Below are 26,322 nucleotides of genomic sequence, written 5' to 3' on the forward strand. Positions count from 1 at the left end.
GTGGCAGCGGGGCGACCGCGGCCGCACGAGGGAAGGCCTGAGAACCGTGAGCGCTGCCGTGATCACCCTGATCGTGCTGGGCGCCACGGTCGCGTTCTTCGTGTGGGACCGCCTCCCGGTGATGGTGGTGGCCCTCTGCGTGCCGGTGGCCCTGTGGGCCACCGGCGTTCTCGACCTCGGCGAGGCCTTCGCCGGGTTCGGTGACCCGACGATCATCTTCATCGCGTCGCTGTTCGTCGTCAGCGAGGCGCTGGACGCCGCGGGCGTCACCACGTGGGTGGGGGGCGTCGCGCTCCGGCTGGCCGGCGAGAGCCGCGTCCGCCTCGTGGTGGTCATCCTGCTCCTGGTGGCCGTGGTGACCGCGGTCATCACGCCCAACGGGTCGGTCGCGGCACTGACCCCCGTCGTGGTGGTGCTGGCGATCCGCGCCAGGCGCTCGCCGTCGGAGCTGCTCATGCCGCTCGCGTTCGGTGCGCACGCGGGCTCGCTACTCATGCTGACCGGCTCGCCGGTGAACCTCGTGATCGCCGACTACGCCGAGGCGGCCGGCGTCGGCCCGTTCGGGCTGTTCGCGTTCGCGGCCGCGGGCGTCCCCCTCGTGCTGGCGACGATCATCGTCGTGGTGCTGCTCGGCCCCCGCCTGATCCCGCACCGGACGCCCGGCCGGTCGCTGCGCGACCTGGGTGGCCAGGCCGCCGTCCTCTCCGAGCACTACGCGCTGGGCGACGACGAGCCCGTCCGCCTCAGCCGCGGCGTCGGCGTCATCGAGGCCGTCATCCCGCCACGGTCGGCGTTCGTCGGCGACACCGCCTACCCGGGCATGCCCACCGAGAGCGGACGCCTCGTCGTGCGCGCCGTGCAGCACAGGGGCGAGGACGTGGGGGCCAAGCACACCCTGCACGCCGGGGACACCCTGCTGTTCCAGGGCGCGTGGGAGGACTTGGCCGAGGCGGCGCAGGATCCCGACATCCTGATCGTGGACGACCCCGAACTGGTGCGCCGGCAGGCCGTGCCGCTCGGCACCGGCGCCAAGCGGACGCTGGTGATCCTCCTGGCGATGATCGTGCTGCTCGCCACCAATGTCGTGCCCGCCGCCATCGCCGGGCTGCTCGCCGCGCTGGCCGTCATCGTCACGCGCGTCCTCACCGTCCGCCAGGTCTACGCCGGCATCGGGTGGACGACCGTGATCCTCGTCGGGGGGCTGATGTCCCTTTCGGCGGCCATGGTGAAGAGCGGCGCCGCCGAGCAACTGGCCGACGGGCTCGTCACGATGGTCGGTGAGGCGGGGCCCTACGCCCTGCTGGCGGGCCTGTTCGTGGTCACCGCTGTGCTGGGGCAGCTGATCAGCAACATGGCCACGGCCTTCATCGTCGTCCCGGTCGGGCTGGCCGCAGCCGCCGAGATGGGGATCTCGCCGGCGCCCGTCCTGATGGCCATCGCCGTGTTCGCCGCCGCCGCCCTGCTCACCCCCGTGGCCACGCCCGCGAACCTCGTCGTGATGGAGGCCGCCGGCTACCGCTTCGGCGACTACTGGAAGCTCGGCCTCGTGCTCATCGTGCTGTACGGCCTGGTCGGCATCTTCCTGGTGCCGATCCTCTGGCCGTTCTGACCCCTACTCGGCGGCCGCCGGCTCGGGCAGCAGGCCCAACTGGCGAGCCATCCGCACCGCCTCGCGGCGGGAGCCCACCCCGAGCTTGCGGTGCACCGACTTGAGGTGCTGCTTGACCGTGTTGACCGAGATGTCGAGCGCGTCGGCGATCTCGGCGTTGGATCGCATGGTGGGCAGGTAGGCCAGGACCGCCAGCTCCCGCTCGGTCAGCGCCTCGACGGGCCGCGCCGGGGCGGCCGGTGTGCCCTGGGCGTCGCGCGCCTCGAGCAGGGCGTCGACGAAGTCCGCGTGCCTCCCGTCGACCTCGCGGTGGCGCACGAGGATCGCCTGCAGGCGCGGGCTGGGATTCCTGAACGGGGTTGTGAGCCCCGCACCGTGCGCCAGCTCGATGGCCTCGCCGATCGCCTCGGTGGCGAGCGCGTCGTGGCGCATCTGGTCCTCGGCGAACGCGATCGCGATCCAGGCCAGCACGCTGATGGTGGCCGGACGCCGCACGACGTCGGCGAGGACCTCCCGGACCCGCTCCGGCTGGCCGGAGGCCAGCAGCACGTGGGCACGGACGATCCGCAGCGGGTCCACCTCCAGCGCCGTGGCCTCGGACGGCGCGGCTGCACCGGTGGCCCCGGCGGCGCGGGCCGCTTCTGCCCAGACTGCTTCCCGGCGGTCGTGCTCGGCGAGGATTCGTTGCGCACCCTCGACCGACCGGTTGACCTGCAGCTCAGCGAGGGCCGCGACCGACGCCCACAGCCGCACCGCGTAGACCAGTCCGGGGTACGCGGCCAGGTGGTCGGCGGCCCGCGCGAGTTCGCGCGCGGCACCGGCCGGGTCGCCGACGTGCTGGGCCGCGCGGCACCGGAGCAGCATCAGGACAGCCGTCGTGAACGGGTCGTGTCCGCGGGCCGCCGCCTCCTGGCCCGCCTTGAGGTACCGCATCAGGTCGGCGGTGTCGCCCCTCTGCAGGGCCAGGATGGCCGACGCCAGCCAGGCGGTCTGCGTCTCGGACGCGGTCGGGCCCCCGAGTTCGGTCGCGAGCGCCCGGGCAGCCTGCGCCAGCGTCTGCGCGTCGGTGATGTCTCCGCTGATGGACAACGCCACGGCCATGTTCCCCGTCCGCCACACGTCGTCGTAGCCGCTGAGCGGACTCCTCGTGTCGGCCCTGTCTGCCTCCCGCAGCGCGGCCACCGCCGCCAACGGCCGGCCGAACCACAGGTGCCCCAGGCCGACCATGCTGAGCGGCGCCCCCCGGTGGCACGCCCACCCCGGCGCATCCTCGGCGTCGAGACCCGCGAGCAGGTCCACGGCGTCGAGCGCAGCCCGCGTCATCGCCGCGGCGTCCCCGGCGGCGCGGGCGAGCAAGGACTCCATCATGCGCGTGTTCAGCAGGGCGACCGAGCGGTCCGGTTCGTCGAGGCCGCCGAGCAGCGGGGCGGCGCGTTCGACCAGCGACGTCGCCGCCGCGTACTCGTGGCGGCCCAGTGCAGCCGCTGCACGGATCAGGAGGACCGGGCCGTGCTGGGCGGGCCCCAGGTCGGGGATCCGGTCCAGCGTCAGCCCGAGGAGGTCCGTGCTCGCGTGGAGGAGTTCGACCGTGCCCGAACGCAGGGCCACCCGGATGGCCAAGGACCAGTCGCCGCTGGCGATGGCATGATCCAACGCGGTCAGCCACTCCCCCTGTCCCTCGAACCAGTCGCTAGCGCGGGCGTGCAACTCACGCATCAGGGCCGGATCGATCCGCCGCAGCCGCGCCCGGAGCATCTGCAGCAGCAGGGGGTGGTACCGGAACCAGCCCGTGTCGGAGAGCTCCGCCACGAGCGGCGCCTCCCCGAGCCGCTCCCGCAGCGTGTCGACCAGTGAGGAATCGCCGGTCAGCGCGACCGCGAGGGGCCCACAGATGCGATCAGCGACGCAGGTGCGGGTCAGCACATCGAACAGCTCGGCCCCGAGGCTGTGCTCCAGTTCTTCGGTCAGGTAGCCCGCGACCATTGGCTGCTCGCCCCGGAAGCCGGCCAGCGCCTTCCGGGGGTCCGGCGCGCCCGACATGGTGAGCAACGCCAGACGCAGGCCGGCCACCCAGCCCCCACTCACCCTCAGCAACTCGTCCACGAGCACGTCGTCGGCCATCAGGCCGTGTGCCTCGACGAGGTCGCCGATCTCCTCCCGGCGGAACTCCAGGTCCGCGGCGCGCACCTCGCCCAGGCGTCCGGCCAACCGGTGACGATGGAGCGCGAGGACGGGCACGTGCCGGGAGATGAGCACGGTGTGCATGCCTGCGGGAGGGATCCGCAGGAAGTGGTCGAGGCCGGCCAGCGCGTCCGCCCCCAGCTCGTGGACGTCGTCCAGTACGAGGACGACCTCGTGACCGCCGACGCGGTCGCGCAGCACATCGATGAACGCCGGCTCGATCGTCCCCGGCGGCTGCAGTTCACCCAACGTGAGCTCGCCCAGGGACGATGCGAGGGCAGCGATGATCGCCGACCAGAGTCGGGACGGGGTGTCCAGCGTCTTGTCGAGGGTGACCCAGGCCACCGGGCCCGGAACCTGACCCCCACGGATCCAGGCGGTGACGGCGTTCGTCTTGCCCGTACCCGGGCCCCCGGTGACCAGGGTGAGCGGGAGCGTCGCAGCGTCATCGAGCAGGTGGATGAGGCGTGGGCGAGCCACGTGGAACGGGGACGGCTGTGGCGCCGAGAGCCTGGCGATGCTCAGGCCGACCGGAGCCTCGAAACGCTGCATGGGTGGGACATCCCTCGATCGTGCGAACGCTGTCATGGACAGGTTATCGTTCAGTCCTTGGTGGGGCACCACGCATCCGGTCGCAAGTGGACCTCCCTCACCTCGAGGGCCATCTCCTCCAGCCGCGCGAGCACGGCGAAGAGGGCGTCCTGGTCCGCCACTGCCACCTCGAGCGTCGTGCACACCGCCTCATCAAGCGACGCGGCGCCGAACTCGGGGGCGAGGTAGTCGGCCACGTAGCCCTCGACCTGGATGCGCGCGGTCGCGGAGGGGGCGCCGTTCGGCTGGCGTGGCAGCAGGCGTTCGACGTCCTCGACGGCCACCCCCGCCATGTGGAGTCGTTCGAGGAAGCCGAGGAGCGAGGCCATGTCGGGCACGGTCCCCCACAGCAACCGGGCGCCGGCGGCCGGGCTCTCGACGAAACCATCGAGTTCCTCGCGCACGGCAGAGGGCAGTTCGCCTCGGACACCGATCCGGACATGGAGGGCGGTCACGGTCCCCATCGTCACGGAGGTCCTGTCCGGCCGCATCCCCCTTGTCGGGTCATTCGGAGAGCGACCTCCCCGTTACCTTTCTGGTGACCCCGTAGGGCGGGGTTACGGTCGCCGGGCCCGGCATGACTTACTGCCCCTGTCTCACGCATGATCCGGGGGTGTTGTCACCGGGCCTGGTGGCGCCAGATGACCGCTGATAGGGACACGGCCTCAACACAGGTCTCTTCGTAACGTGGGTGCCGGCAGCTGACGCATCACCACTCCGACGACCGTCGTTTCGATGGAAGGATGGTGGCCGTCATGCACAACGACCTCGGCTTCGACATCTGGTGCGGGCTCGACGTGGGCAAGCAAGCCCACCATGCCTGCGCCCTCGACGCCGCCGGCAAGAAGGTGTTCGACAAGCCCTTGCCGCAGGACCAGTCCAAGCTCGAAGACTTGTTCACGAGGCTGTCCGAGCACGGTCGGGTGTTGGTGATCGTCGACCAGCCCAACACGATCGGCGCGCTGCCCATCGCCGTCGCCCGGTCGATGGGCATCCAGGTCGCCTACCTGCCAGGCCTCGCGATGCGAAGGGCCGCCGATCTCTATCCGGGCAACGCGAAGACCGACGCGCGCGACGCGTTCGTCATCGCCGACGCCGCTCGAACGATGCCGCACACCCTTCGCCGGGTCGACCTGGGCGAAGAGACCTTGGCGGAGTTGAAGGTTCTGGTCGGGTTCGATGAGGACCTGGCTGCGGAAGCGACTCGGTTGTCGAACCGGATCCGGGGACTGCTCACGCAGATCCATCCCGCGCTGGAACGCGTTGTCGGACCCCGATTGGCCACCAGGCAAGGCCTCGCTGTGATCGAGCAGCTCGGCGGACCCCAAGGCATGACCGCAGCATCGAAGTCCAAGCTGCTGCGGGTCATCACCAAAGCCAACCCGCGTCACGCCCAGAACTTCGCCGACGCCATCACCCAGGCCCTGTCCGAGCAGACCGTTGTTGTTGCCGGGACTGCCGCGGCCGAACAGGTTCTGCCGAAGCTCGCCGCTTCCCTGCGCCAGACGTTGGACCAGCGCTCCGAGTTGGCTGCGCAGGTCGAGAAGGTCGTTGATGCTCACCCTCTTGCCGAGGTCCTGACCTCGATGCCAGGCGTCGGGGTCAGGACCGCAGCACGGATCCTGCTCGACGTTGGCGACGCCTCCTTGTTCCCGACCGCCGGACACCTGGCCGCCTACGCCGGCCTCGCACCCGTCACGCACCGCTCCGGAACCAGCATCCGGGGCGAGTTCCCAGCCAGATCGGGAAACAAGCACCTCAAACGGGCCCTGTTCCTGTCATCGTCCGCCGCGCTCAGATCCGATCCCGTCAGCAGGGCCTACTACGACCGGAAACGAGCCCAAGGCAAGAAACACAACGCCGCACTCATCTGCCGCGATCCGCGCGACCTGGCCCGGAAGTGCTACTCGCGGTTTGTCCCGCCGACGGTGCTCGCAGAATCGCCGGCGTGGGCGTCGCCGGTTCTCACTTTCGGCCCGCCCGGACAACAGCAGCAAGCAAGCCCCACGAAAGGCTCCTCTTGGGGGACGCGGCAACGTCCAGCCTGAATGCCGCGCCGCTGGCTCAGATCAGAGCAACGCACCGATCACGCTGAAGACAATCAGAATCCCCAGGATGATCCCGGCCAAGGGCAGCAGCCACTTGAGGTAGGTGTCGAAGCGCACTTTCGCCAGGACCAGGGAGGCCATCAGGATTGCATTGGTGGGCATCATCATCGACAGCCAGCCGCCGAAAGAACTGTAGATCGTCACCACGAGGGAACGGTCCACGCCAGCGAAGTCCGCCAGTGGTGCGAGGATCGGCATCACCAACGCCATGCCGGCTGAACCGGCCCCGACGAGGAATCCCAGCGGTAGGGAGATCACCGCAAGCAACAGGGTGAAGACGATCTCGCTGCGGCCCGCCACGAAACCCTCCATGGCGTTGAGCACTGTGTCGAGGGTCTGGGTGTTGGTCAGGATCACCGCCACCGCGCGCGCGAACGCCACCAGGAACGCGGGACCGGTGAAGTCCACAATCCCCTTCATGAAGTGCTTGCTGATCCCCGCCTCGCCCAGCCCACCCACGAGGCCGGCGATGAGCGCCATCACCATGAACATCGCGGTCAGCTCCGGCAGCCACCAGCCCAGCTCCCACGGGAACGGGTTGACCAGGGTCTCGTGCGTGACCGGGTCGACGGCGGTGTTGTTCAGGATCGAACCCCAGGGCACGATCGAGAAGGCGAGCAGCAGGAAGGCGAAGGCTGTCAAGGCCAGGACGATCTTCTGCCGCGTCGTGAGGGGTTCGATGACGGCGGAGTCGGCGCTGCGCGCCACCTCGGCGTCGATCGCAGAAATGCCGACGAGGGACGCCTCCGGATCGGCCTTCACCCGCCGGGCGTAGCGCAGCGTGTAGACAATCATCACGGTGGTGACAACCACGAGCGTCACCAAGCGCAAGACGATGCCGTCGCCGATGGAGATCCCGGCGGCGTCGGAACCGATGCCGATGCGGAAGGGGGTGACCGTGGAGCCGATCACCCCCATCGAGGGTGCCACCCCCAGGACCGCGACCGCCACCAACCGGTCATAGCGCAACGCGAGCATCAGTGGGACCACCAATGCGTAGAACCCGAGTTGTTCGTCGGACCAGGTCATCACCGAGCCCAGCAGAGCGAACAGGATGCTCAGCACGATGATGAGCACGTCCCCGCGGGCACGCAGCCGGAAGGCGAGCAGCGAGATTCCGCGGTCCATGGCTCCGGTGGCGAACACCACCGTCATGAAACCGCCGATGGCGAGGATGAACAGGAAAACCTGCGCCGAGCCGAACAGCACGCCGCTGTTGAACGGCCCCACGTGTCCGGCCGCATTCTGGATGCCGTACAGACCGTTGATCGGCGACAGCAGCAGGTCCTGGATCCGTTCGGCTGTGTCGAGCGGGGACGGCACCTCATGGTAGGAGCCCGGCACGGGACGCCCGTCGACGTCGAACTCATACTCGCCCGAAGGGATGAAGAAGGCGGCGAGCCAGACCGCCACGATCACCCCGACCAGAATGCTCAATGCTGAAGGGAAGGCACTCTTCTTCTCCTCAGCCGGCTCGACTGAGGGATCCGCTGCCTTTTGGTCGATGGTCATCTCATCGGGGGTCATCGCACTGCCCACCTCTCTGCAATCTCGTGGAAGAACAGGGCCTCGGCGAGGGTGGCCCTGCGCCACTCGTCGATGAGCACACGCTCGTCGGGCCCGTGGATATTGGCGAAGCTGTCGGTAGCACCGAAGACGAAGATCGCTGCTTCGGGGATGGCGTCGGCGATGGCCTTGACCAGCGGGATCGCCCCTCCCGTGGCGGTCTGTACGGTCGTGCCCGACCACGCGGCGTCCATGGCTGCCACCATGGCGTCCCCGGCCGCCCCGGTCGGCGACGTGCGAAAGCCGTCACCCGTCGCCCCGGCGGTGATGGTGAGGGGGACCCCGAAGGGTCGCTGAGCCGCCAGGTGAGCGACCACGGCGGCCTGCGCCTCCGCAGCGGGTTGCTCCGGGTGGACGCGCACGTTGAGGAGCGCCCGCGCCTGCGCCTGGACCGACGCCGGTGCGCCGTCTACTGCGGGAGCGTCGATCCCCAGGACGGTGATGGCGGGTCCGCTCCAGATCTTCGAGCCGAGACCGCCGGTCCCCACGATCGACAGGCCGGGCTCGATCTCGGCCAGCGCCCGGAACTCCTCGTCGGTGTACGTCTCGCCAGGCCACTCTTCGCGGCGCAGGCCAGCCACGGCGACGTTGCCGTGGTCGTCCCAGAGCGTCGTCAGGGCTCGCAGCAACACGATCAGGGCGTCCGGGGCGGCGCCACCGTATTGCCCGGAGTGCTTGCCACCGGCCAAGGTGCGAACCTCGACGGTGATGCGGGCGTCGCCGCGCAGGGACACGGTCAGCGACGGCTGCCCTGCCCGGATACTGCCACCGTCGGCGATGAGGATGGCATCGGCGCGGAAGTGCTCGGGATGCCGCGACGGGAATCCCTCCTCGAGCGGACTGCCAACCTCCTCCTGGCCCTCGATCAGCACCTTGATGGTCACCGGCGGTCTGCCACCCCAGGCACGCAGTGCGCCGACATGAACCAGGACGTTGGCCTTGGTGTCGGCCGCCCCCCTTCCGAAGATGGCGCCGTCACGCTCGGTAGCCTCGAACGGCGGCGAGGTCCACTCCGCCTCGTCACCGGCCCCGACGATGTCGTAGTGGCTGTAGAGCAGGACGGTGGGAGACCCTTCCGGGCCGGGGATGGTTCCGGTGATGATGGGCGCGGTTCCGGGGAGCTCGAGATCCCGGATGTCCCTGACACCGGCGTCGCGGAGCAGGTCCACCACGGCGTCGTGTGCTGCCAGGATCGCGGGCCGGGTGTGTGGGGGGTAACCCCACTCGGAAACGGACGGGATGGCGACCAGCCGGGCAAGATCATCCTTCAACCCCGGCATGAGCGCGGCGACCGCTTCGGTGAGGTTGGACTGCATTGTCATGCCGCTCAGGGTCCCACGCTGCGTGCGCGCTGATCATCCCCCGAAGGGGGTGAGGAATGGTCGAACCTGGCACACCCTCTCGGGCCATTGCCGGCCGTAGTCCCGCATCGCGGTGTAGCCGTCGGTGTCGGTGGTGAACTGGCCTCCACCAACGATGATCTCGTCGGCGGTCATCACCTCGATGGTGGCCGTCCGCTTGTGCGGATCCATCCCGATCACGACCCGTGGCATGTCCTGACTCATGATGTGCCCCCTTCCCCTTGTCCAATGAGGTTTCGGGCATGGGAGGGCACCGCTTCTACGAGCAGAGCATTCCCTTCTTTAGCCTCTCCCGCCCGTCGTCGGTGACCGGGGCAGCGCAGTCCAAATGAGAGTCACACGCGCCTTCATCGTGGACAGCCGCAAACGAGAGCGACCACCCCGGACACCTGAACCGAGCCTCGGCCAAGACCCGATCTACCGTCAATGAAACTAGAAGCCTCTCCCGGCGCCGAGTCGATGTCCTGTTCGCCATGCTCAGAAACCGCGAGCCCTACCGGGCCCCCAACCCGACGCCACAACCCCTCGCAGCTTGACGAGAAACATAGGGACACCCCCCCCTTCACAGCAGGTTCGAGAAGAGCCGGGACGCCGAATTGCGCAGGCGGCGTCCGCGACCCCACGACCGGACCTCGTCGAGGGTGAGTTCCCGGCAGTCGCGCAGGTCGTCGAGGAACAACTGCTCGTGTCGGGCCGCGACCTCGGGGTCGTAGACCCAGACCATCAGCTCCTTGTTGATGCGCAGGCTGCGGATGTCGAGGTTGAGCGTGCCGACCGCGCACGCCGTGCCGTCGATGGTCAGCGACTTTGCGTGGAAGAACCCCTTCTCCCATTGCCAGATGCGGCCGCCGGCGGCCAGGAACGGTTCGAAGAAGGACTCCGCGGCCCACCACGGGATCTTCTTGTCGATCCAGGACGTCGTCATCAGGTCGACCCGGACGCCCCCCGCCGCGGCGTTGACGAGGGCGTCCAGCGTGCTCTGGTCGGGGACGAAGTAAGGGGACTGGAGCAGGACGCGGTCCCGCGCGCCCGAGATGGCGAGCTGGTAGGAGCGGGTCAGCGTGTGCCAGGGGTCGTCGTAGCCGTGGTGGACGGTGTGCACCATGATGTCCCCGCTGGGCAGCGACGGGTCGGGGTAGTAGCGCGCGTCGAACAGGTCCTCCCCGTGCGCCTCCAGCCACCGGATGTCGAAGAGCTTCTCCAGGTCCGCCACGCCGGGGCCGGTGATCCGCATGCCGGTGTCGCGCCACCCCGGGAACCGCTTGCCGCCGTCGATGTACTCCTGCGCGACGTTGAAGCCGCCGGTGTGGCCGATCTCGGCGTCCACGACCGTGATCTTGCGGTGGTTGCGGTAGTTCAGCCGGGCGAGGCCCGTCACGTCCGCCTTCACGATGGCCCCGGCCTCGGCCAGGCGCTTCATCTCGTCCTTGGGGTGTCTCAGGCAGCCCAAGAAGTCGTTGAGGATGCGCACCTCGACGCCGGCCGCGAGCCGGTCGAGCAACACCTCGGTGATGCGTGCGGTGAGCGCGTCCTGCTTCCAGATGAAGTAGCTCATGTGAATGAAGCGCTGCGCCCCGGCCAGGTCGGCGAGGAGGACGTCGAAGTATTCCTCGCCGTTGCCGTGGAAGTCGCACGTGCGCACCGGCAGCGGAGGGGTCGCCAGCTTGTGCTCGACGAGATGGATGTTCCGCCGCACCCAGGGCCGGTCCTCGTCCGACGCGAGGGCGCGGGCCCGCGACCGGTGGGGTCGGTACACGGTGGGCATGAACCGCCCCACCGCCTCCCGGACGCGCCGGGTCGCGGGCGACCGCTGCGTGATCTCGGGCCAGTTGCGCCCGAAGAAGAAGTACAGCACCAGGCCGAGCACGGGCAGCGCGATCAGGACGAGCAGCCAGGCCAGCGCCGCGGTGGGGTTGCGGTCCTCGCTGACGATGAACACGACCACGGCCAGCCAATAAGCCAGCAGCACGGCGTCGATCAGCAACCAGAGTGTCAGGTCCATCGTTTCCGCTTCAGACCAGCACGTCCGTGGACGCCTCGGGCATGAGCAGGCGTCGAACGGCCGATCGGGCCAGCAGCAGGACCAGTATGAGCCCGGTCACGGCGAAGAAGCTACCCAGGCGGACGCTGTCCCCGAAGGCCAGCACATACACGAAGACGTCGACCACGTCGGCGGCGCTGATCCTTTGCACGGCGGGGATCCTTCGGGGGTCAGGCAGTGGGGTCCGCGCCGGGCTTGCCCGGGCGGACCCTGCCGACGGCGATGAGCGTGAGTCCCTCGAGCAGCGTCTGGACGGCCAACAGCGTTCCGAGCAGCATGAGGGTGGCGGTTCCGAGGTTGAACAGTACGTAGAACCCCAGGCCCAGCGAGACCAGCCCGCTGATGAAGAGCACCACCTTGCCCTCGCTCTCCCGGAACGCCCACACCATGCGCGTCAGGCCGGCGGCGAAGAACGCCATGCCGGCCGCCAAGGTCAGCGCCAGGGCACCGACCACCGGGTTGCGCAGGATGAACAGGCCCATCACGGTCAGGAAGGCCCCGCCGAGGACGGCCGAGAAGAACCCGCCCGAGCGGATCCGGAACAGGGAGCCGATGAGCAGCACGACGCCCGAGATCAGGTTGGTCCAGCCGATGACAAGCACCTGGAAGGCCGTGGCCCAGACGGCGTTCCCGAGGAGGACGATGCCGGCCGCGACGAGCAGCAGGCCGAGGATGACGTCCCACGCGGTGCGCTTGGCGACCGGGGTGGTGGTGCTGGTGGTCGTCGACATGGGAGTCCTTTCTGCGACGCGATGGTCTCAGTCTGGTTGCCGGTCGTCGCTGGGGAACCACCCGCACGGGGTGATCTGTCCGGCGAGTGAGATTCTGCGTGTCGCGCGGGGTGCCAGTTGTTCTCTGGTCATGCCGGGGTCGCGTCCGTGGGCACCGGGGCGTGGGCGGCGACGTGTCCGGGATGGGTGGCGATCCACGCGGCGACGACCAGCACGAGGCTGGCGAACAGGTTGAGGAACAGCATCAGCACGATGACGCTGCCGAAGACGGCCACGGCCGCGCTGTCGGCGAAAGATCCCAGCAGGAAGGTGGCGGCGTACTCGAGCGCCGCCAGGCCGATCGACCCGATGGCCGCGCCCTGCGCGCGCACGGGCACCGGAACCCGCTGCTCGGGCATCACGGTGAACAGGAACCAGAACAGGGCGAACCCACCGCCCGCCGTGACGACCAACGACGCCAGGGCCGACCCGAGCTCGGGGACCGGCACGCCGACCACGGCTAGGAGCCGCCCGACCAAGGAACGCAGCGACGTCACCATGCTGCTGGCCAGCATGGTGAGCAGGACGAGCAGGAACAGCCCGAACAGCATGCCGAGTTCGCGCGCCATCTGCCGCAGGAACCCCACCGCCCCCTGGCCGACGTCGAGGTCCGCCTCGTCCGGCTGAACCTCAAAGGCCGGCCGGAGTTGCACGCGGACGCCGACCTGCAGGTGCATCACCCACTTGGCGCCCGCCCAGGCGGCACCGACGAGGCCGACGATGCCGACGGCCTGCCAGCTGTGGAAGGCCTGGTCGATGATGGTGGCCACCTGGTCGCCGAGCACGCCGCCGGCGTCCACGTCGAGGTTCGCGACGAGCCAGGCGCGGACGAGGTCGGCGAGGTTGGGCCTCAGGATGGTCGCTGTCAGTCCCAGCGCCGCGAACGCGACCATCAGGATCGGCACCATCGACAACACCGAGAAGTACGTGATCGCCGCCGCGAACTGGATACCGAACCGGCCGAGGAACCGCTGCGCCGCCCGGACGCCGTGGGCGACGAACGGCCACGCCAGAACGGCCTCGACCACCTTCACGTTCAGGACGCCGCGGAGACCGGCACCGCGTTCGTGTGGCGGGAGAGCAGGGCGACGCCGCTCATGGACACGGTCGCGCTGACCAGCATGAGGGCCACGCCGAGGGCGGTGTAATTGACGCCCTCGCCGAGGACCGCGACGCCGAAGACGACCGAGGCGAGTGGCCCGACGACGTTCACGGCTCCGACGACCGACTCCGCTGCGCCGGTGGCGTAGCCCTGCTGAACGAACGCGGTGCCGATGAGGGCCCCGACGAGGACCAGGACGGCGAGCACCCAGAAGATGACCGAGCCACGCCACTCGCCCCGCGCGACGTACTCACCGAGTGCCTTGACGACGCCGGCCTCGAACCCGAAGATCGCAGCGCCGGCGGACGCCCAGGCGAGGCTGCGCAGGCGGGTGGGGCCGAAGCGCCCCAGCAGGGCGATGCCTGCCGCCAGCGCGTACCCGATGATGGTGCCGGTGATGAGCCCGGTCTCGACGAACTCCTCGCGGTCGGGCCCCTGCCAGATGGCCAGCAACGCGAAACCGCTGGTCCCGGCGATGGTGATCGCCACGGCACGCCAGGTGACCGGCGAGACGGATCGCCGGCTCAGCCGGCTCGTCAGCAGCACCGTCCACGGCACGGACAACACCGCCAGCGGCTGGGTGATCGTGACCGGGGCCAGCATGAGGGCCCCGATGGCGACGACGGCGCCGGCGCCATTCGCGGCCAGGCCCAACCACCAGCGCGGCGAGCGGATGAGCGACCGGAACTGGTCGCCGCTGAGTTCCGTCTTCGCACCGGACCCGCCCTGTTGGCCCACCTCGTGGTGCTGCACGGTGGCCGCGATCGCGATGAGCAGGGAAGAGACCACCATCAGCGCGACAGCGAGGGGGATGTTCTGGGGCATGAGGCGTTCCTCCGACGACACCAACGACGACACGAACCGGCTGCGCCGGTGGCGCGGCCGTACCAGCCGTGCCGCATGACTTTTCCACCATCGGGCCCCGGGGGCATCACCCGCGGAGGGTGGCTCCCCGGCTCGCCGAACCGTTGCGCGAGGGCGTGCCGAGCTCGGCGTGGAGAGCAGGCGCGACGCCATCCGGGTGTCGCGGGGTACCGCCCACCCGGGGCGCGGCGGTCAGGTGTCGTCCAGGTAGGTTCGCACCCGGCGCACCGTGGCGCGGTGCACCGACCAGGCGATCGCCAGCGTCGCCACTCCGGACGCCGTCAGGTAAGCCCCCAGCACCCAGCGCAGTAGCCGAGCGCCGAACCCCGGCACGGTCGGCAGCAGGACGCCGACGGCGAGGGCGAGGATCCCCTCGGCGACGAGCCAGGCGCGATGCCCCGGCACGCGCGGCGCCTTCCACGCGGCGAACAGCGCGGACGCCCCGCGTACCAGCGCCCAGCCCGCCAACGCCCAGGTCAGCACGCCGACGGCGAGGGCGTCCTGCACGACCAGCAGGCCGGCGAAAAGCAGGCTCACCGCGCCGATCAGCAGCCAGGCCAGCCACCCGGCGCCCCCGCGCCGCAGGCCGACGGCCCCCACGATCGTCTGGATGGCCTCGATGAGCAGCCACACCGCGAAGCCCCACACGACCACCCGCACCGGGAGGGTCACCGGCAGCAGCAGGAGCAAGAGCCCGCCGACCAGGGCCAGGACGCCGTGGCGCACCAGCTGCGCGTTCGCGCCGCCGAGCAGGCGGCGGGCCAGGCCGATCGTCCCGTCCGAGGGGGCGATCGGCGCGACGTCCCGTTCGGTCGGGGCCGCGGGGACGGGCTCGCCCAGGACGATCGCCGCGGCAGCGTCCGGGGCCCGGTAGGGGAAGCGCTCGGCGCCGTCGACCTCGACGATGGTCGCCCCCGGCTCCGCGTGGGCACGCTCGAGGAGCCAATCCCGGGGGGTGATGGCGTCCGCCGCCGGCAGGACCAGCGTGACGGGGCCGGTCTGGCGGGCGAGGAGGGCCTCGGCGTCCGTCGTGAGCATGGCGTCCATGCCGCGCAACGCCGGCACGACCTCGGCCTCGAGCCGCTCGCTCGACCGGCGCTGGGCGCGCTCGTCGCGGGCCAGGTCGGCGTAGGTCTCCCGAGCCGCGAGCAACCGGGCGACGGCCGGGTCGGCGCGCTGGTCGGCCCCCGCCGTCCGCGGATCCACCAGCGCCGGCGAGAACGCGACGACCTCGCGCACGTGGGCCGGGCCGGACGCCGCGCACGCCAGCGCTACGCTGCCGCCGAACCCCTGGCCGACGAGCGTGACGGGGGTGTCGCCGAACAGCTCGGTGACGGTGGCCAGCACGGCCGCGGCGTGGTCCTCGAGGGTGTAGTGCCCCGAGAGCGGCCGGGGGGAATCACCGAAGCCCAGGGCGTCCAGCACGACGACCTCGCGCCGCCCGGCGAGACGCTTGGCGACGGGCAGCCAGGGGCGTCCGTCCTCGAGGCCGGGCAGCAGCACGACCGGGTCGCCCGAACCCTCGTGGAAGCGCACGTGCAGGCGGCGCACCTCGTCGGCGAGGATCTCGCGGGCCACCGTGTCGGGCGCCTTGTCGAGGAGCATGTGGTCAGCCGTGAGCCCGACGATGCGGCGGATCTCGAGGGCGGGCTTGATGCGCTTGAGCGCCAGGGTCTGGTCGGGGCGGACGATCGGGTCGCGGACGCCCAGCGCGAACACCGTCGGCATGGTCAGCCGCGGCAGGTCGTCGACGAACGTGGCCCGGGCGATGGTGTTGTCGAGGTTGCGCCGCATGCGATCCCAGTGCGCCGAGACGTCGTCGGTCTTGAGGAACCCGCCCATCTGTGCCTGCAGCGGCCCGGACGCCGCCCCGAACAGGAGCGTGTCCCGCTCCTTCTGCCGGCCGATGAAGCGCCACAGCCACTGGTAGAAGCTCGCCTGGACGTAGTGCCAGCCGAACGACGCCCGCGAGTACACCTCCGGCGGCGGGTAGAAGGGTGCCGCCAACAGGAACAGCCGGCGCAGTCGGTCGGGGTGCGTGGCGGCGTACCGGATCGCGACGTTGCCGCCCATCGAGTAGCCGACCAGGACGAACCGCTCGGTGACGCCGAGGTCGCGCAGCGTGGCGTCCAGCACGGCCGTGTGCTGGTCGGCCGTGTACTCGATGTCGGGCTTGGGCGACTCACCGAACCCCAGCAGGTCGGGCGCGATGACCCGGTACTCAGGGCCGATGGTGTCGATCACGGTCCGCCAGCAAGCCGCGTTGCTGTTGATGCCGTGCAGCAGCACGATGACGGGGCCCTCGCCCTCGTCGTGGCGCACGTACAGGCGCAGGTCGTCGATCGTCGTCATCGCCGGGTGACCCTCCGTGCTGCGCTCACCGGTAGCTGGCGCGCAGGTCGGCGGTGGACCGGTGCCGGAGTTGGGTCACGATGCCGACGACCAGCAGGACGAGGTAGGCCACGTTCAGCCACCAGTGCTCGGAGAGGGCCTGGGCCAGGGTGTCCGGTTCGGCGCCCGACAACGGCAGCACGCCCATCAGCAGGGCGATGCCGGCCACGATCGCCGAGGCCCCGCCGACCGCCGCCACCAGGATCAACAGGAGCGCCGGCATGTTGGCGGCCAGGGCGATGACCACCAGGATCGCCGCCCCGACGAGGCCGGCCACGACGACCACCCACGGCGTGGCCGTGAACAGGGCCGCGGCGCCGCTGCCCAGCGCGTACCCGACCGACCCCATGGTGAGGATGACCGCCACCGCGTAGAAGGTGTACGCCAACCCGCCCAGCAGCAGGGCGCCCACGATGGCCCCCACCCAGCCGAGCAGCCCGGCCAGGGGCGGTTCCCCGGTGAGCAAAGCGACGAGGGCGGCGCCCAGGCCGAAGCCGACGAACGCTCCCCAGACGCCGATCACGGAACGGAGCGCCAGGTAGCCGCGGAAGCAGAACACGGCCCCGGCCACGATGGCCAGGATGCCCAGCACGGTCTGCGACATCCGACGCTCCGATCCGAGGACTCACACGAAGATGACCTGGGCGCCCTCGCTCAGCTCGATGAAATCGGCCGCGCTGATGACGTCCTCGACACCATCATAGAGGTCGGTGCGGGCCAGTCCGTTCATGTCGAACGTCAGCTTGCAGCCCCACAGGTGCCCCCCCGAGGCGACGATGATGTCGAGGAACTCGCGGACACCCGGGATGTCGAGGTCGTCCATCTGCTTCTTCATCATCTTCGTGGCCATGCCCGTCATGCCGGGGAGCAGGCCCATGACCTGCGGCATCGACATCCCGGGCGCCTGGGGCAGGTGCATCGCCGTGTTGCCCACCATGGTGAACTTCAGGTCGTCCATCGTCCGTTCCGTGACGAGGTCGAAGCCCCAGAACGTGAAGAAGATGTGGGTTTCGATGCCCTCGCCGAGGGCGGCGTTGGCCATGATCAGGGCCGGGTAGGCCATGTCGAGGTTGCCCTTGGAGGCGATGAAGCAGATCTTGCGCGGTCCGCTGTAGCCGGACGCCGCGGGCGCGGCCTGCTCCTGGGGCTCGTCGACCGGGCACTCGGTCCTGTCGCCGTCGCGCCCCTTGGTGCGGGTGGCGCCCTGGGCGGGCCTGTTGTCCCCGAAGTCGGGGATGATCGGGGTTTCGAGGATCTCGGTCACGGTGGTCTCCTAGACACAGCCCTTGGGCTTGGGCAGCCCGGCGATGTAGCTCATCTTCTTGGCGGGCTTCCCGGGGAACAGCCGGAACAGCTCCTTCATGTCGAAGCCACCGACGGCCGTGACGCGGCGCAGGGTGGCGGTCTCCTTGCGGGCGGGGTAGTCCTCGCGCAGGAAGCGGAGCACCTTCCAGTGCTCGTCGGTCAGCTCGTCAATGCCGGCGTAGCCGGCCAGGACGGGGGCGAGCTCCTCGTCCCACTGGTCGTAGACCGTGAGGAAGCCCTCGTCGTTGACGTCGATCGGACGCCCTCCGATGCGGCAGGTGGGCATGGTTGTACTCCTTGTCTCAGTGCGAACGGCGCAGGCCGACCAGGCCCTTGATGAGGTCGGGGGTGGAGGTGCCGGACGCCTCGTCCTCGACGTTCTTGCCCATGAGGTACATGTCGGTGGTGAACGGCAGCGGGCGACCCTTGAGCAGGAACTCCCAGTAGATGCCCCGGAAGGCGAGCTTCGCGAGGTGGTTGGCGCGGTTCTCCTTCAGCAGGGCCATCGGCCCCACGCCCGGCAACGGGAACGACCCCGTGTACGGCTGGGTCTTGTAGTTGAAGTCGAGCAGCAGTCCCTTGCCGTGGCCCGTCTCGATGAAGCAGTTCGCGTGCCCGTCGAACGAGTGCGTCAGGGGCTCGCCGGCGAGGTAGTGCGGCCAGTTCTCCATGAAGATGTCGACCGCGAAGTGGGCCACCGAGCCCGCCTTCGACGTCTGCAGCGTGCCGCCGTCGCCCAGGACGAAGACGTCGGGGTGCGCGAGGCTCTGCATGGTCTGCTGGTTGCACGGCACGAGGTTCATCTCGTCGCCGAGGCCCGAGCGCGCGATGTAGTCGGGGCCCATGTTCAGCGGGATCGACACCAGCAGGTCGTACGGGATGCGCCGCTCGTCGTAGGAGACCAGCTCCTGGTTCTCGGTGTCGACGCTCTCGACGGCGAAGTCGGTCTCCATGTGGATGTCGCGCTTGCCGAACATGCCGCCCAGTTCGCGGGACGCCACGGGCTTGGTGAACGCGCCGTCCAGCGGGGTGACGTAGACGATCTCGACCTTGCGCCGGGTGCCGCGCTCGCGGAACCACGCGTCGGCCAGGAACGTGAACTCCAGCGGCGCGACCGGGCACTTGATCGGCATCTCGGTGATGTGGACCACCAGGCGCCCGCCCGGGAACTCCCGCAGCGCCTCCTTCAGGCGCAGCGACGCCTCGAGGTCGTAGAAGTGGTGGACGCCCGGGCCGTCGGCCCCCGGCGTCTGGTCGGGGCGCGGCTGGACGCCGGTCGCGATGATCAGCGTGTCGTACTCCAGCGTGCGCTCGCCGGCGAGGTGGACGGCCTTGGCGTCGGCGTCCACCTTCTCGATCTCGGCCAGGACGAGGTCGATTCCCGGGCGCAGGAACCGGCGCCGCGGCTTCACCACCTGGTCGCGGGTGTAGGTGCCGAACGGGATGAACAGGTACCCCGGCTGGTAGTGGTGCTCGTCGTCGCGGTCGACGACGGTGATCTGCAGGGCGGAGGGCGGTTCGGTGGCTCGCAGCTTGTTGGCGACCATCGTGCCGGCGGTACCGCCACCCAGGATGACGATTCTCCTCATCGAGGCTCCTCGGGTGCGAGTTTTCGGTGATTCGAATATACCCCCAGGGGTACTTCCACTACAAGTGGTAAATCACACGCATGTAGTTTTCCCCAGCTGTGCACAATCCTGTGGACAGCGCTCCTCCCGAACAGGCGCCTGACAGCGGCCGACGCCCTAGGGTGGAGGTCATGCGCCAGCAGGTGGTCGACGACGTCCTCGTCAGCAAGCACCCCGCCGGCACCGTCGCCGCCGACCTCGCCGCACGGCTCGCCGCGGCGTCCACCGACCCGATCCGGCACCTCTACGCTCCCCCGCTGAGCGCCACCCCCGTGCCGGCGCCCGACGGCCGCCTCATCACGCTCTCCCCCGTCACCGACCCCCTGCCCGAGGACCAGCCCGCGCCCTGGCACGAGGCCGGCGCGCTCCTGGCCCGCCTGCACGCGGTGGCGGTCCCCGACGACCTTCCCGAGCACGGCGGACGCCTTCAGTTCGAGGCCGCCGTCGCCGAGGCCGACGCGCTCCACCCGGGCGGTTCCACCGACATCCTGCGCGAACTGGGGCTGCACCTGCTGCAGTCCTGGCCCGTACCCACCCGGGTGGCCGTCGTGCACGGCACCTTCGACCTCGGCCGGCTCGGCCGCCTCCCCGGCACCGAGACCTGGCTGCTCACCGGAGCCCACACGCTCGGGCTCGGCGACCCGGCCTGGGACCTCGCCGGCCCGGCCGCACTCTGGGGCACAGGCCTGCTCGATGACGCCAGCTGGTTCGCCTTCGTCGGCGGCTATGCGGCGGCCGGTGGGCGCACGCCCACGGAGGGCCAGCCCTGGCCCGGCCTCGACCACCCCGCCCGGTGCGCGCTGCTCATGGCCACGGTCGCCGAGCTGCGCCGCTGTCCCGGCTACCCGCAGCCCGAGCTCAGCCCCGCCGCCGAGGCCCTGCTCGCCGCGTGCGTCAAGGCGAACGGACGCCGCTGGTGACCGACCCCGACCCCCCGGTGCCCGCGCCCGCGTGCCCCCACTGCCAGCACCCGCTCCCGGGCTGGACCCCTCCTTCCGCCCCCGGGCCGATCCCCCCGCGCGAGCCCGGGTACGCCGAGCACCACCCGCAGGAGGCTGCGGGCCACGTGTCCGGCCGCGCCCAGCCCCCGTTCGCGCCCGGCTGGCTGGCCGGGCCCACGGCGTCCGACCCCGACGCGCACGGTCTGCTGCGCGGCATGATGAACTCCTTCACGAGAGAAGAGGAAGCACGATGACCCTGGTCCCCGAGATCACGCTCCACGACGGCACGACGATCCCGCAGCTCGCCTTCGGCACGTGGCAGGTGCCCGACGCCGACGTCACGCCCGCCGTCCTGCACGCGCTCGAGACCGGCTACCGGCACATCGACACCGCCGCCATCTACGGCAACGAGGCGGGCGTGGGCCGTGCCATCGCGCAGGGCAGCGTCGCCCGCGAGGACCTCTACGTCACCACCAAGCTGTGGAACGACGCCCACCAGAAGGCCGACGCCCGCCGCGCCATCGAGACCAGCCTCGAGAAGCTCGGCCTCGACCACGTGGACCTCTACCTCATCCACTGGCCGTCGACCGTCAAGTACGGCGACGCCTACCTCGAGGCTTGGGACGCCCTGCAGGAGTTCAAGGCCGAGGGCCTGGCCACCAGCATCGGCGTGAGCAACTTCCACGCCCACCACCTCGACGCGATCTCGGGCGAGGTGCCCGTGGTCAACCAGGTCGAGGTGCACCCGACGTTCACGCAGGTCCCGCTGCGCACGCTGTGCGAGGAGAAGGGCATCAAGGTCGAGTCGTGGAGCCCGCTCGGCTCCGGCGCCGACCTCGGCAACGGCGAGCTCGCGGACATCGCCGCGTCGTTCGGCAGGTCCGTGGCGCAGGTGATCATCCGCTGGCACCTCCAGCACGGCCTGATCGTGCTGCCCAAGTCGGTGACCCCGGCCCGCATCGAGGAGAACTTCGCCGTGTTCGACTTCGAACTCGACGCCGACACGATGGCCCGCATCGACGGCCTCGACGCCGGCAACCGCGTCGGCTCGAACCCGGACACCGCCGGCTTCTGACGGTTTTCCTCCACGGGATCGCAAGGCGCCCCCCATCGCACCGCTCAGCCGGGGGCCACGACGCCGATCCTGTGGAGAGAAACCGTCAGTTCCGCGTGGCACAGTGGCCCCACCATGACGACCGAGCCCGGCGCCGACGTCCTGGAGCGCTTCTCGCCCGCCACGCGGGCGTGGTTCTCCAGCAGCTTCACCGCGCCCACGGCCGCCCAGGCCGGGGCGTGGTCGGCGATCAGCGCGGGTGAGCACACGCTGGTCGTCGCCCCGACCGGCTCGGGCAAGACCCTGGCCGCGTTCCTGTGGGCGATCGACCGGCTGTCCCGGGGGCGGACAGGTGAGGCCGAGCGACCGCCCGGCACGCGCGTCGTCTACATCTCGCCCTTGAAGGCGCTGGCGGTCGACGTCGAGCGCAACCTCCGCTCGCCCTTGGTCGGCATCGGGCACGCGGCCGATCGGCTGGGGCTGCCGCGGCCCGAGGTGACCGTGGGCGTCCGCTCGGGCGACACTCCGGCCGACCAGCGCCGCCGGTTCGCCCGCAACCCCGACGACATCCTCATCACCACGCCCGAGTCGCTGTACCTGCTGCTCACCTCGCAGGCGCGCGAGGCGCTGCGCGGCGTCGAGACCGTGATCATCGACGAGGTGCACGCAGTCGCCGGCACCAAGCGCGGCGCCCACCTCGCGCTCACCCTCGAACGCCTCGACGCCCTCCTGCCCACCCCCGCGCAGCGCATCGGGCTGTCGGCGACCGTACGCCCGATCGAGGAGGTGGCGCGGTTCCTGGCCGGGGGACGTCCGGTGTCGGTGGTGCAGCCGCCGTCGGAGAAGCAGTGGGACCTGCGGGTCGTCGTCCCGGTCGAGGACATGGCCTCGCTGGCCGCCCCGCCCCCCGAGCACGAGGACGGGCCGCGCCAGGTGCCGTCGATCTGGCCGCACGTGGAGGAACGCATCGTCGACCTGGTCGAAGCCCACCGGTCGACGCTGGTCTTCGCCAACTCGCGCCGGCTGGCCGAGCGGCTCACCGGCCGGCTGAACGAGATCGCCGCCGAACGCGCCGAGACCCAAGCCCTGGGCACCCAGAACCCAAGCCTTGGGCAGGCGAAACCCAAGCCCTCGGCGCAGGCGCCCGCGCAGGTGATGGGGCAGGCCGGGGCGTCCGCGGGAGCGGTGCCGGTGATTGCCCGGGCCCACCACGGCTCGGTGTCCCACGACCAGCGCAAGCAGACCGAGGAGGCGCTCAAGGCAGGCCACCTGCCCGCCGTGGTCGCCACCTCCAGCCTCGAGCTGGGCATCGACATGGGCGCGGTCGACCTCGTCGTCCAGGTGGAGGCGCCCCCGTCGGTGGCCTCAGGCCTGCAACGCGTGGGTCGCGCCGGCCACCAGGTCGGGGCAGTCAGCCGGGGGGTGTTCTTCCCGAAGTACCGCGGCGACCTCGTCGCCACGAGCGTGATCGTCGACCGCATGCGCGCCGGGGCGATCGAGCAGCTGCACGTGCCGGCGAACCCGCTCGACGTGCTCGCCCAGCAGGTCGTGGCGATGGTGGCCCTCGACGAGTGGTCCGTCCCCGACCTCCTCGAGCTCGTGCGGAGGGCCGCCCCGTTCGCGACCCTGACCCGCGGCGTCCTCGACGCGGTGCTCGACATGCTGGCCGGCCGCTACCCGGCCGAGGAGTTCGCCGAGCTGCGCCCCCGCCTCGTCTGGGACCGCGTCGCGGACACCCTCACCGGCCGTCGCGGCGCACAACGCATCGCGGTCACCAACGGCGGCACCATCCCCGACCGGGGGCTGTTCGGCGTGTTCATCGCCGGCGACGGTCCCGGCCGCCGCGTCGGCGAGCTCGACGAGGAGATGGTCTACGAGTCGCGCGTCGGCGACGTCATCACGCTGGGCACCAGCACCTGGCGCATCGAGGACATCACCCACGATCAGGTCCTCGTCTCCCCCGCGCCGGGGCAGCCAGGCCGCCTGCCGTTCTGGAAGGGCGACACCATCGGGCGTCCGGCCGAGCTGGGCGAGGCGCTCGGTTCGTTCGTGCGCGAGCTGTCCACCTCGGACGCCGTGGGTGCGGCCGAACGGCTGGTGGCCTCGGGGCTCGACGAACTCGCGGCGTCCAACCTGCTCACGTACGTGGCCGAGCAGCGCGAGCAGACCGGTCAGGTACCCACCGACCGCACGATCGTGGTCGAGCGGTTCACCGACGAGCTGGGCGACTGGCGCATCGTGATCCACTCGCCGTGGGGTGCGCGGGTGCACGCGCCGTGGTCGCTGGCCATCGCCGCCCGGCTGCGCGAGCGCTATGGGGTCGACGTGCAGGCGATGCACGCCGACGACGGCATCGTGCTGCGGCTGCCCGACATGGGCTACGCCGACCCGACCGCCGACCCCGGCGACGCCGACGCGTGGGGCGCCCCGTCCGCGCCGCCCGACCTCGTGGAGCACATCGTCCTCGACCCCGAGGAGGTGACCGCGCTCGTCACCGAACTGGTGGGCGGCTCGGCGCTGTTCGCCTCCCGGTTCCGCGAGTGCGCGGGTCGCGCGCTGCTGCTGCCCAACCGGCGCCCCGGCCACCGGCAGGCGCTGTGGCAGCAGCGGCAGCGGTCGGCGGCGCTGCTGGAGGTGGCGTCGAACTACCCGGCGTTCCCCATCGTCCTGGAGGCCGTGCGCGAGTGCCTGCAGGACGTCTTCGACCTGCCCGCCCTGGTCGACCTGATGGGGCGCATCCGCGACCGGCGGGTGCAGGTCGTCGAGGTCACCACCGGACGCCCAAGCCCGTTCGCGCAGTCGCTGCTGTTCGGCTACGTGGCCCAGTTCCTCTACGAGGGCGACTCCCCGCTGGCCGAGCGCCGCGCCGCCGCGCTGTCGCTCGACCCCGACCTGCTCGCCGAGCTGCTCGGCACGTCCGACGGCCTGAGCCTGCGCGACCTGCTCGACCCCGACGCGCTGTCCCGCACGTACGCCGAGCTGCAGCACCTCGCCGACGGACGCCGCGCGCGCGACCCCGACGAGCTCACCGACCTGCTGCGCGTGCTCGGCCCGCTGTCGACGGCCGAGCTGGCGGTCCGATCGGCCGACCCCGACGCCGTGCCGGGCTGGCTCGCCGACCTGGAGTCCGCGCGCCGGGTGGTGCCCGCCGGGCTGCCCGGCGACGAGGGTCGCTGGGCGGCTGCCGAGGACGCCGGACGCCTCCGCGACGCCCTCGGCGTGGCCCTGCCCCCGGGGCTGCCGGCGGCCTTCACCGACCCGGTTCCCGACCCGATCGGCGACCTGCTGGTGCGCTACGCGCGCACGCACCTGCCGTTCACGGCCGACGAGATCGCGGTCCGGTTCGGCTGGGCGCTGGCCCACGCGGTCCAGGGCCTGCGGCGGCTGGTGGCCGACGGACGCCTCCTGGAGGGCGAGTTCACCCCCACCATGATCAACTTCGGGCAGGGTGCCCGCAGTGCCAGCGACCGGGAGTTCGTCGACCCGGGGGTGCTGCGCCTGATCCGGCGCCGCTCGGTGGCGGCGCTGCGCGCCGAGGTCGAGCCGGTCCCCGCCGAGGACTACGCCCGCTTCCTCCCTGCCTGGCAGGGCGTCGGTGGGGGCTACCGCGGCGTCGACGGCGTGCTGCGGGTGGTCGAGCAGTTGGCCGGGGTCGCCTTGCCCGCGTCCGCGGTCGAGACCCTGATCCTGCCCGCGCGCGTGCGCGACTACGCGCCGGCGATGCTCGACGAGCTGTGCGCCGCCGGCGAGGTCGGCTGGCGCGGGCAGGGCGGTCTGGCGGCCGCCGACGGCTGGGTCACCCTGTGGCCGACCGACCTCGGGCCGCTGGGCACGGTCCTCGCCGAGCCCGAGGGCGACCTCGAGCGCGGCCTGGTCGACGCGCTCGCCGCCGGCGGGGCGTCCTTCTTCGGCCCGCTGGCCGACGCGGTGGGCGACCCGGGCGGGATGGCGGCGTCCGATGCCCTGTGGTCGCTGGTCTGGAAGGGCTTGGTCACCAACGACACGCTCGCCCCGGTGCGCGCGCGGCTCGGCGGCGGGTCGAGCACCCACCGCGCCCGCACCGCCGCTCCCCGCACCCGGTACGGACGCCCCCGGCTGCGGCTGCCCCGCGCCGCGGCCCCGCCCTCGGTGGGCGGGCGCTGGTCGCTGGTGGAACCCGGGCTTTGGGCGGCCGGAACACAGGCCGTCGGCGACGGGCGGGCCGCCGGCGAGCGGGTGGTGCTCACGGCGGAACTGCTGCTCGACCGGTACGGGGTGGTCACGCGCGGAGCGGTGCAATCGGAGGGCATCGAGGGCGGCTTCGCGGGGGTCTACAAGGTGTACTCCGCCGCCGAGGACGCCGGACGCCTCCGGCGCGGCTACTTCGTCGAGGGCCTGGGTGCGGCCCAGTTCGCCACCACCGGCGCGATCGACCGGCTCCGCGGCGTCGGTCGGGGCGCGGCAGGGGGCGCGCTGGTGCTCGCGGCGTCCGACCCGGCGAACCCGTTCGGCGCGGCCCTGCCCTGGCCCGGCTCGGGCGACTACCGGCCGAGCCGGAAGGCGGGGGCGCTGGTGGTCCTCGACGACGGGCAGCTCGTCGCCTGGCTCGAGCGCGGCGGGCGCACGGCCCTCACGTGGTCGACCAACCCCGACCAGCTGCGCCGGACCGCCGAGGCACTCGCCGGCCTCATCCACGGCGGCCGGGTCGCCGCGCTCACGGTCGAGAAGGTCGACGGCGCCGCCTCACTCGGCGCCGACCACCCGTTCGTGCACGCGCTGCTGGCGGCGGGGTTCCACCAGACGCCCAAGGGCGTCCGGCTGCGCCGCTGAG

General features: G+C 71.1%; 20 protein-coding genes and 1 pseudogene. 6 read left to right on the top strand and 15 right to left on the bottom strand.

Annotated elements, in window-relative coordinates; genetic code table 11:
* Window positions 1-46: 46 nt before the first annotated feature.
* Window positions 47-1,609, top strand: coding sequence for an SLC13 family permease (locus J4N02_RS15855; protein ID WP_188333561.1), 1,563 nt, complete (start codon window positions 47-49; stop codon window positions 1,607-1,609).
* A gap of 3 nt (window positions 1,610-1,612) precedes the next feature.
* On the opposite strand, the gene J4N02_RS15860 is transcribed toward J4N02_RS15855, so the two are convergent.
* Together J4N02_RS15860 and J4N02_RS15865 are read right to left on the bottom strand one after the other, a co-directional pair.
* Window positions 1,613-4,342: a LuxR C-terminal-related transcriptional regulator gene (locus J4N02_RS15860; RefSeq protein WP_188333562.1), complete on the bottom strand. Its 2,730-nt coding sequence runs from the start codon at window positions 4,340-4,342 to the stop codon at window positions 1,613-1,615.
* 50 nt (window positions 4,343-4,392) lie between these two features.
* Complete coding sequence (locus J4N02_RS15865) at window positions 4,393-4,836, bottom strand: hypothetical protein (protein ID WP_188333563.1); 444 nt, start codon at window positions 4,834-4,836, stop codon at window positions 4,393-4,395.
* 300 nt (window positions 4,837-5,136) lie between these two features.
* Here J4N02_RS15865 and J4N02_RS15870 point away from each other — a divergent pair.
* Window positions 5,137-6,252 (top strand): annotated as a pseudogene (locus J4N02_RS15870) (IS110 family transposase); the annotation flags it as partial.
* Window positions 6,253-6,450: 198 nt separating this feature from the next.
* On the opposite strand, the gene J4N02_RS15875 reads toward J4N02_RS15870, so the two are convergent.
* From J4N02_RS15875 to J4N02_RS15935, 13 genes are all read right to left on the bottom strand, one after another.
* Window positions 6,451-8,016 (bottom strand): YfcC family protein, encoded by a 1,566-nt coding sequence (locus tag J4N02_RS15875; protein WP_182814706.1) that lies wholly within the window; start codon window positions 8,014-8,016, stop codon window positions 6,451-6,453.
* Complete coding sequence (locus tag J4N02_RS15880; RefSeq protein ID WP_208091024.1) at window positions 8,013-9,377, bottom strand: M20/M25/M40 family metallo-hydrolase; 1,365 nt, start codon at window positions 9,375-9,377, stop codon at window positions 8,013-8,015. The genes J4N02_RS15875 and J4N02_RS15880 overlap by 4 nt, the downstream gene beginning before the upstream one ends.
* Window positions 9,378-9,410: 33 nt before the next feature.
* On the bottom strand, window positions 9,411-9,620 hold the full coding sequence (locus tag J4N02_RS15885) for a hypothetical protein (protein ID WP_208091025.1): 210 nt from the start codon (window positions 9,618-9,620) through the stop codon (window positions 9,411-9,413).
* A 358-nt stretch (window positions 9,621-9,978) separates the two neighbouring features.
* Window positions 9,979-11,418, bottom strand: a complete 1,440-nt coding sequence (cls, locus tag J4N02_RS15890; protein WP_188334287.1) for a cardiolipin synthase — start codon at window positions 11,416-11,418, stop codon at window positions 9,979-9,981.
* A gap of 10 nt (window positions 11,419-11,428) precedes the next feature.
* Complete coding sequence (locus J4N02_RS15895; protein ID WP_182814703.1) at window positions 11,429-11,608, bottom strand: hypothetical protein; 180 nt, start codon at window positions 11,606-11,608, stop codon at window positions 11,429-11,431.
* A 19-nt stretch (window positions 11,609-11,627) separates the two neighbouring features.
* On the bottom strand, window positions 11,628-12,188 hold the full coding sequence (locus tag J4N02_RS15900; RefSeq protein WP_182814702.1) for an HdeD family acid-resistance protein: 561 nt from the start codon (window positions 12,186-12,188) through the stop codon (window positions 11,628-11,630).
* 128 nt (window positions 12,189-12,316) lie between these two features.
* Window positions 12,317-13,261 carry a YhjD/YihY/BrkB family envelope integrity protein gene (locus J4N02_RS15905; protein WP_188334286.1) on the bottom strand — a complete coding sequence of 315 codons (945 nt, stop codon included), beginning with the start codon at window positions 13,259-13,261 and terminating at the stop codon, window positions 12,317-12,319.
* Window positions 13,262-13,263: 2 nt separating this feature from the next.
* Entirely contained in the window at window positions 13,264-14,154 is an 891-nt protein-coding gene (locus J4N02_RS15910; RefSeq protein WP_188334285.1) for a hypothetical protein, read from the bottom strand.
* A gap of 231 nt (window positions 14,155-14,385) precedes the next feature.
* Window positions 14,386-16,545 carry an alpha/beta fold hydrolase gene (locus J4N02_RS15915; protein WP_188334284.1) on the bottom strand — a complete coding sequence of 720 codons (2,160 nt, stop codon included), beginning with the start codon at window positions 16,543-16,545 and terminating at the stop codon, window positions 14,386-14,388.
* Window positions 16,546-16,570: 25 nt separating this feature from the next.
* Window positions 16,571-17,188: a DUF4203 domain-containing protein gene (locus J4N02_RS15920; protein WP_188334283.1), complete on the bottom strand. Its 618-nt coding sequence runs from the start codon at window positions 17,186-17,188 to the stop codon at window positions 16,571-16,573.
* Between the two features lie 21 nt (window positions 17,189-17,209).
* Entirely contained in the window at window positions 17,210-17,848 is a 639-nt protein-coding gene (locus J4N02_RS15925; RefSeq protein WP_243760824.1) for a DsrE/DsrF/DrsH-like family protein, read from the bottom strand.
* A gap of 9 nt (window positions 17,849-17,857) precedes the next feature.
* Window positions 17,858-18,175, bottom strand: coding sequence for a TusE/DsrC/DsvC family sulfur relay protein (locus J4N02_RS15930; RefSeq protein WP_182814697.1), 318 nt, complete (start codon window positions 18,173-18,175; stop codon window positions 17,858-17,860).
* A 16-nt stretch (window positions 18,176-18,191) separates the two neighbouring features.
* Window positions 18,192-19,478 carry an NAD(P)/FAD-dependent oxidoreductase gene (locus J4N02_RS15935; protein ID WP_188334282.1) on the bottom strand — a complete coding sequence of 429 codons (1,287 nt, stop codon included), beginning with the start codon at window positions 19,476-19,478 and terminating at the stop codon, window positions 18,192-18,194.
* A gap of 170 nt (window positions 19,479-19,648) precedes the next feature.
* On the opposite strand from J4N02_RS15935, the gene J4N02_RS15940 reads away from it, so the two are divergent.
* From J4N02_RS15940 to J4N02_RS15955, 4 genes are all read left to right on the top strand, one after another.
* Complete coding sequence (locus J4N02_RS15940; protein WP_182814695.1) at window positions 19,649-20,437, top strand: phosphotransferase family protein; 789 nt, start codon at window positions 19,649-19,651, stop codon at window positions 20,435-20,437.
* Window positions 20,434-20,712, top strand: a complete 279-nt coding sequence (locus tag J4N02_RS15945) for a hypothetical protein (protein WP_188334281.1) — start codon at window positions 20,434-20,436, stop codon at window positions 20,710-20,712. Before J4N02_RS15940 ends, J4N02_RS15945 begins: the two co-directional genes overlap by 4 nt.
* Window positions 20,709-21,533, top strand: a complete 825-nt coding sequence (locus J4N02_RS15950) for an aldo/keto reductase (protein ID WP_188334280.1) — start codon at window positions 20,709-20,711, stop codon at window positions 21,531-21,533. Before J4N02_RS15945 ends, J4N02_RS15950 begins: the two co-directional genes overlap by 4 nt.
* 114 nt (window positions 21,534-21,647) lie before the next feature.
* Window positions 21,648-26,321 (top strand): ATP-dependent helicase, encoded by a 4,674-nt coding sequence (locus J4N02_RS15955; protein WP_188334279.1) that lies wholly within the window; start codon window positions 21,648-21,650, stop codon window positions 26,319-26,321.
* Window position 26,322 lies beyond the last annotated feature (1 nt).

Origin of the sequence: Propioniciclava sp. MC1595, from assembly GCF_017569205.1 — a bacterium.
GTDB lineage: Bacteria > Actinomycetota > Actinomycetes > Propionibacteriales > Propionibacteriaceae > Propioniciclava.

Excerpts from the sequence above, each read along its gene's own strand:
- cls (WP_188334287.1), bottom strand. The coding sequence starts at position 11,418 with ATGGACCTGACACTCTGGTTGCTGATCGACGCCGTGCTGCTGGCTTAT.
- J4N02_RS15880 (WP_208091024.1), bottom strand. The coding sequence starts at position 9,377 with ATGACAATGCAGTCCAACCTCACCGAAGCGGTCGCCGCGCTCATGCCG.
- J4N02_RS15940 (WP_182814695.1), top strand. The coding sequence starts at position 19,649 with ATGCGCCAGCAGGTGGTCGACGACGTCCTCGTCAGCAAGCACCCCGCC.
- J4N02_RS15935 (WP_188334282.1), bottom strand. The coding sequence starts at position 19,478 with ATGAGGAGAATCGTCATCCTGGGTGGCGGTACCGCCGGCACGATGGTC.
- J4N02_RS15920 (WP_188334283.1), bottom strand. The coding sequence starts at position 17,188 with ATGTCGCAGACCGTGCTGGGCATCCTGGCCATCGTGGCCGGGGCCGTG.
- J4N02_RS15915 (WP_188334284.1), bottom strand. The coding sequence starts at position 16,545 with ATGACGACGATCGACGACCTGCGCCTGTACGTGCGCCACGACGAGGGC.
- J4N02_RS15885 (WP_208091025.1), bottom strand. The coding sequence starts at position 9,620 with ATGAGTCAGGACATGCCACGGGTCGTGATCGGGATGGATCCGCACAAG.
- J4N02_RS15950 (WP_188334280.1), top strand. The coding sequence starts at position 20,709 with ATGACCCTGGTCCCCGAGATCACGCTCCACGACGGCACGACGATCCCG.
- J4N02_RS15875 (WP_182814706.1), bottom strand. The coding sequence starts at position 8,016 with ATGACCCCCGATGAGATGACCATCGACCAAAAGGCAGCGGATCCCTCA.
- J4N02_RS15860 (WP_188333562.1), bottom strand. The coding sequence starts at position 4,342 with ATGCAGCGTTTCGAGGCTCCGGTCGGCCTGAGCATCGCCAGGCTCTCG.
- J4N02_RS15900 (WP_182814702.1), bottom strand. The coding sequence starts at position 12,188 with ATGTCGACGACCACCAGCACCACCACCCCGGTCGCCAAGCGCACCGCG.
- J4N02_RS15930 (WP_182814697.1), bottom strand. The coding sequence starts at position 18,175 with ATGCCCACCTGCCGCATCGGAGGGCGTCCGATCGACGTCAACGACGAG.
- J4N02_RS15955 (WP_188334279.1), top strand. The coding sequence starts at position 21,648 with ATGACGACCGAGCCCGGCGCCGACGTCCTGGAGCGCTTCTCGCCCGCC.
- J4N02_RS15910 (WP_188334285.1), bottom strand. The coding sequence starts at position 14,154 with ATGCCCCAGAACATCCCCCTCGCTGTCGCGCTGATGGTGGTCTCTTCC.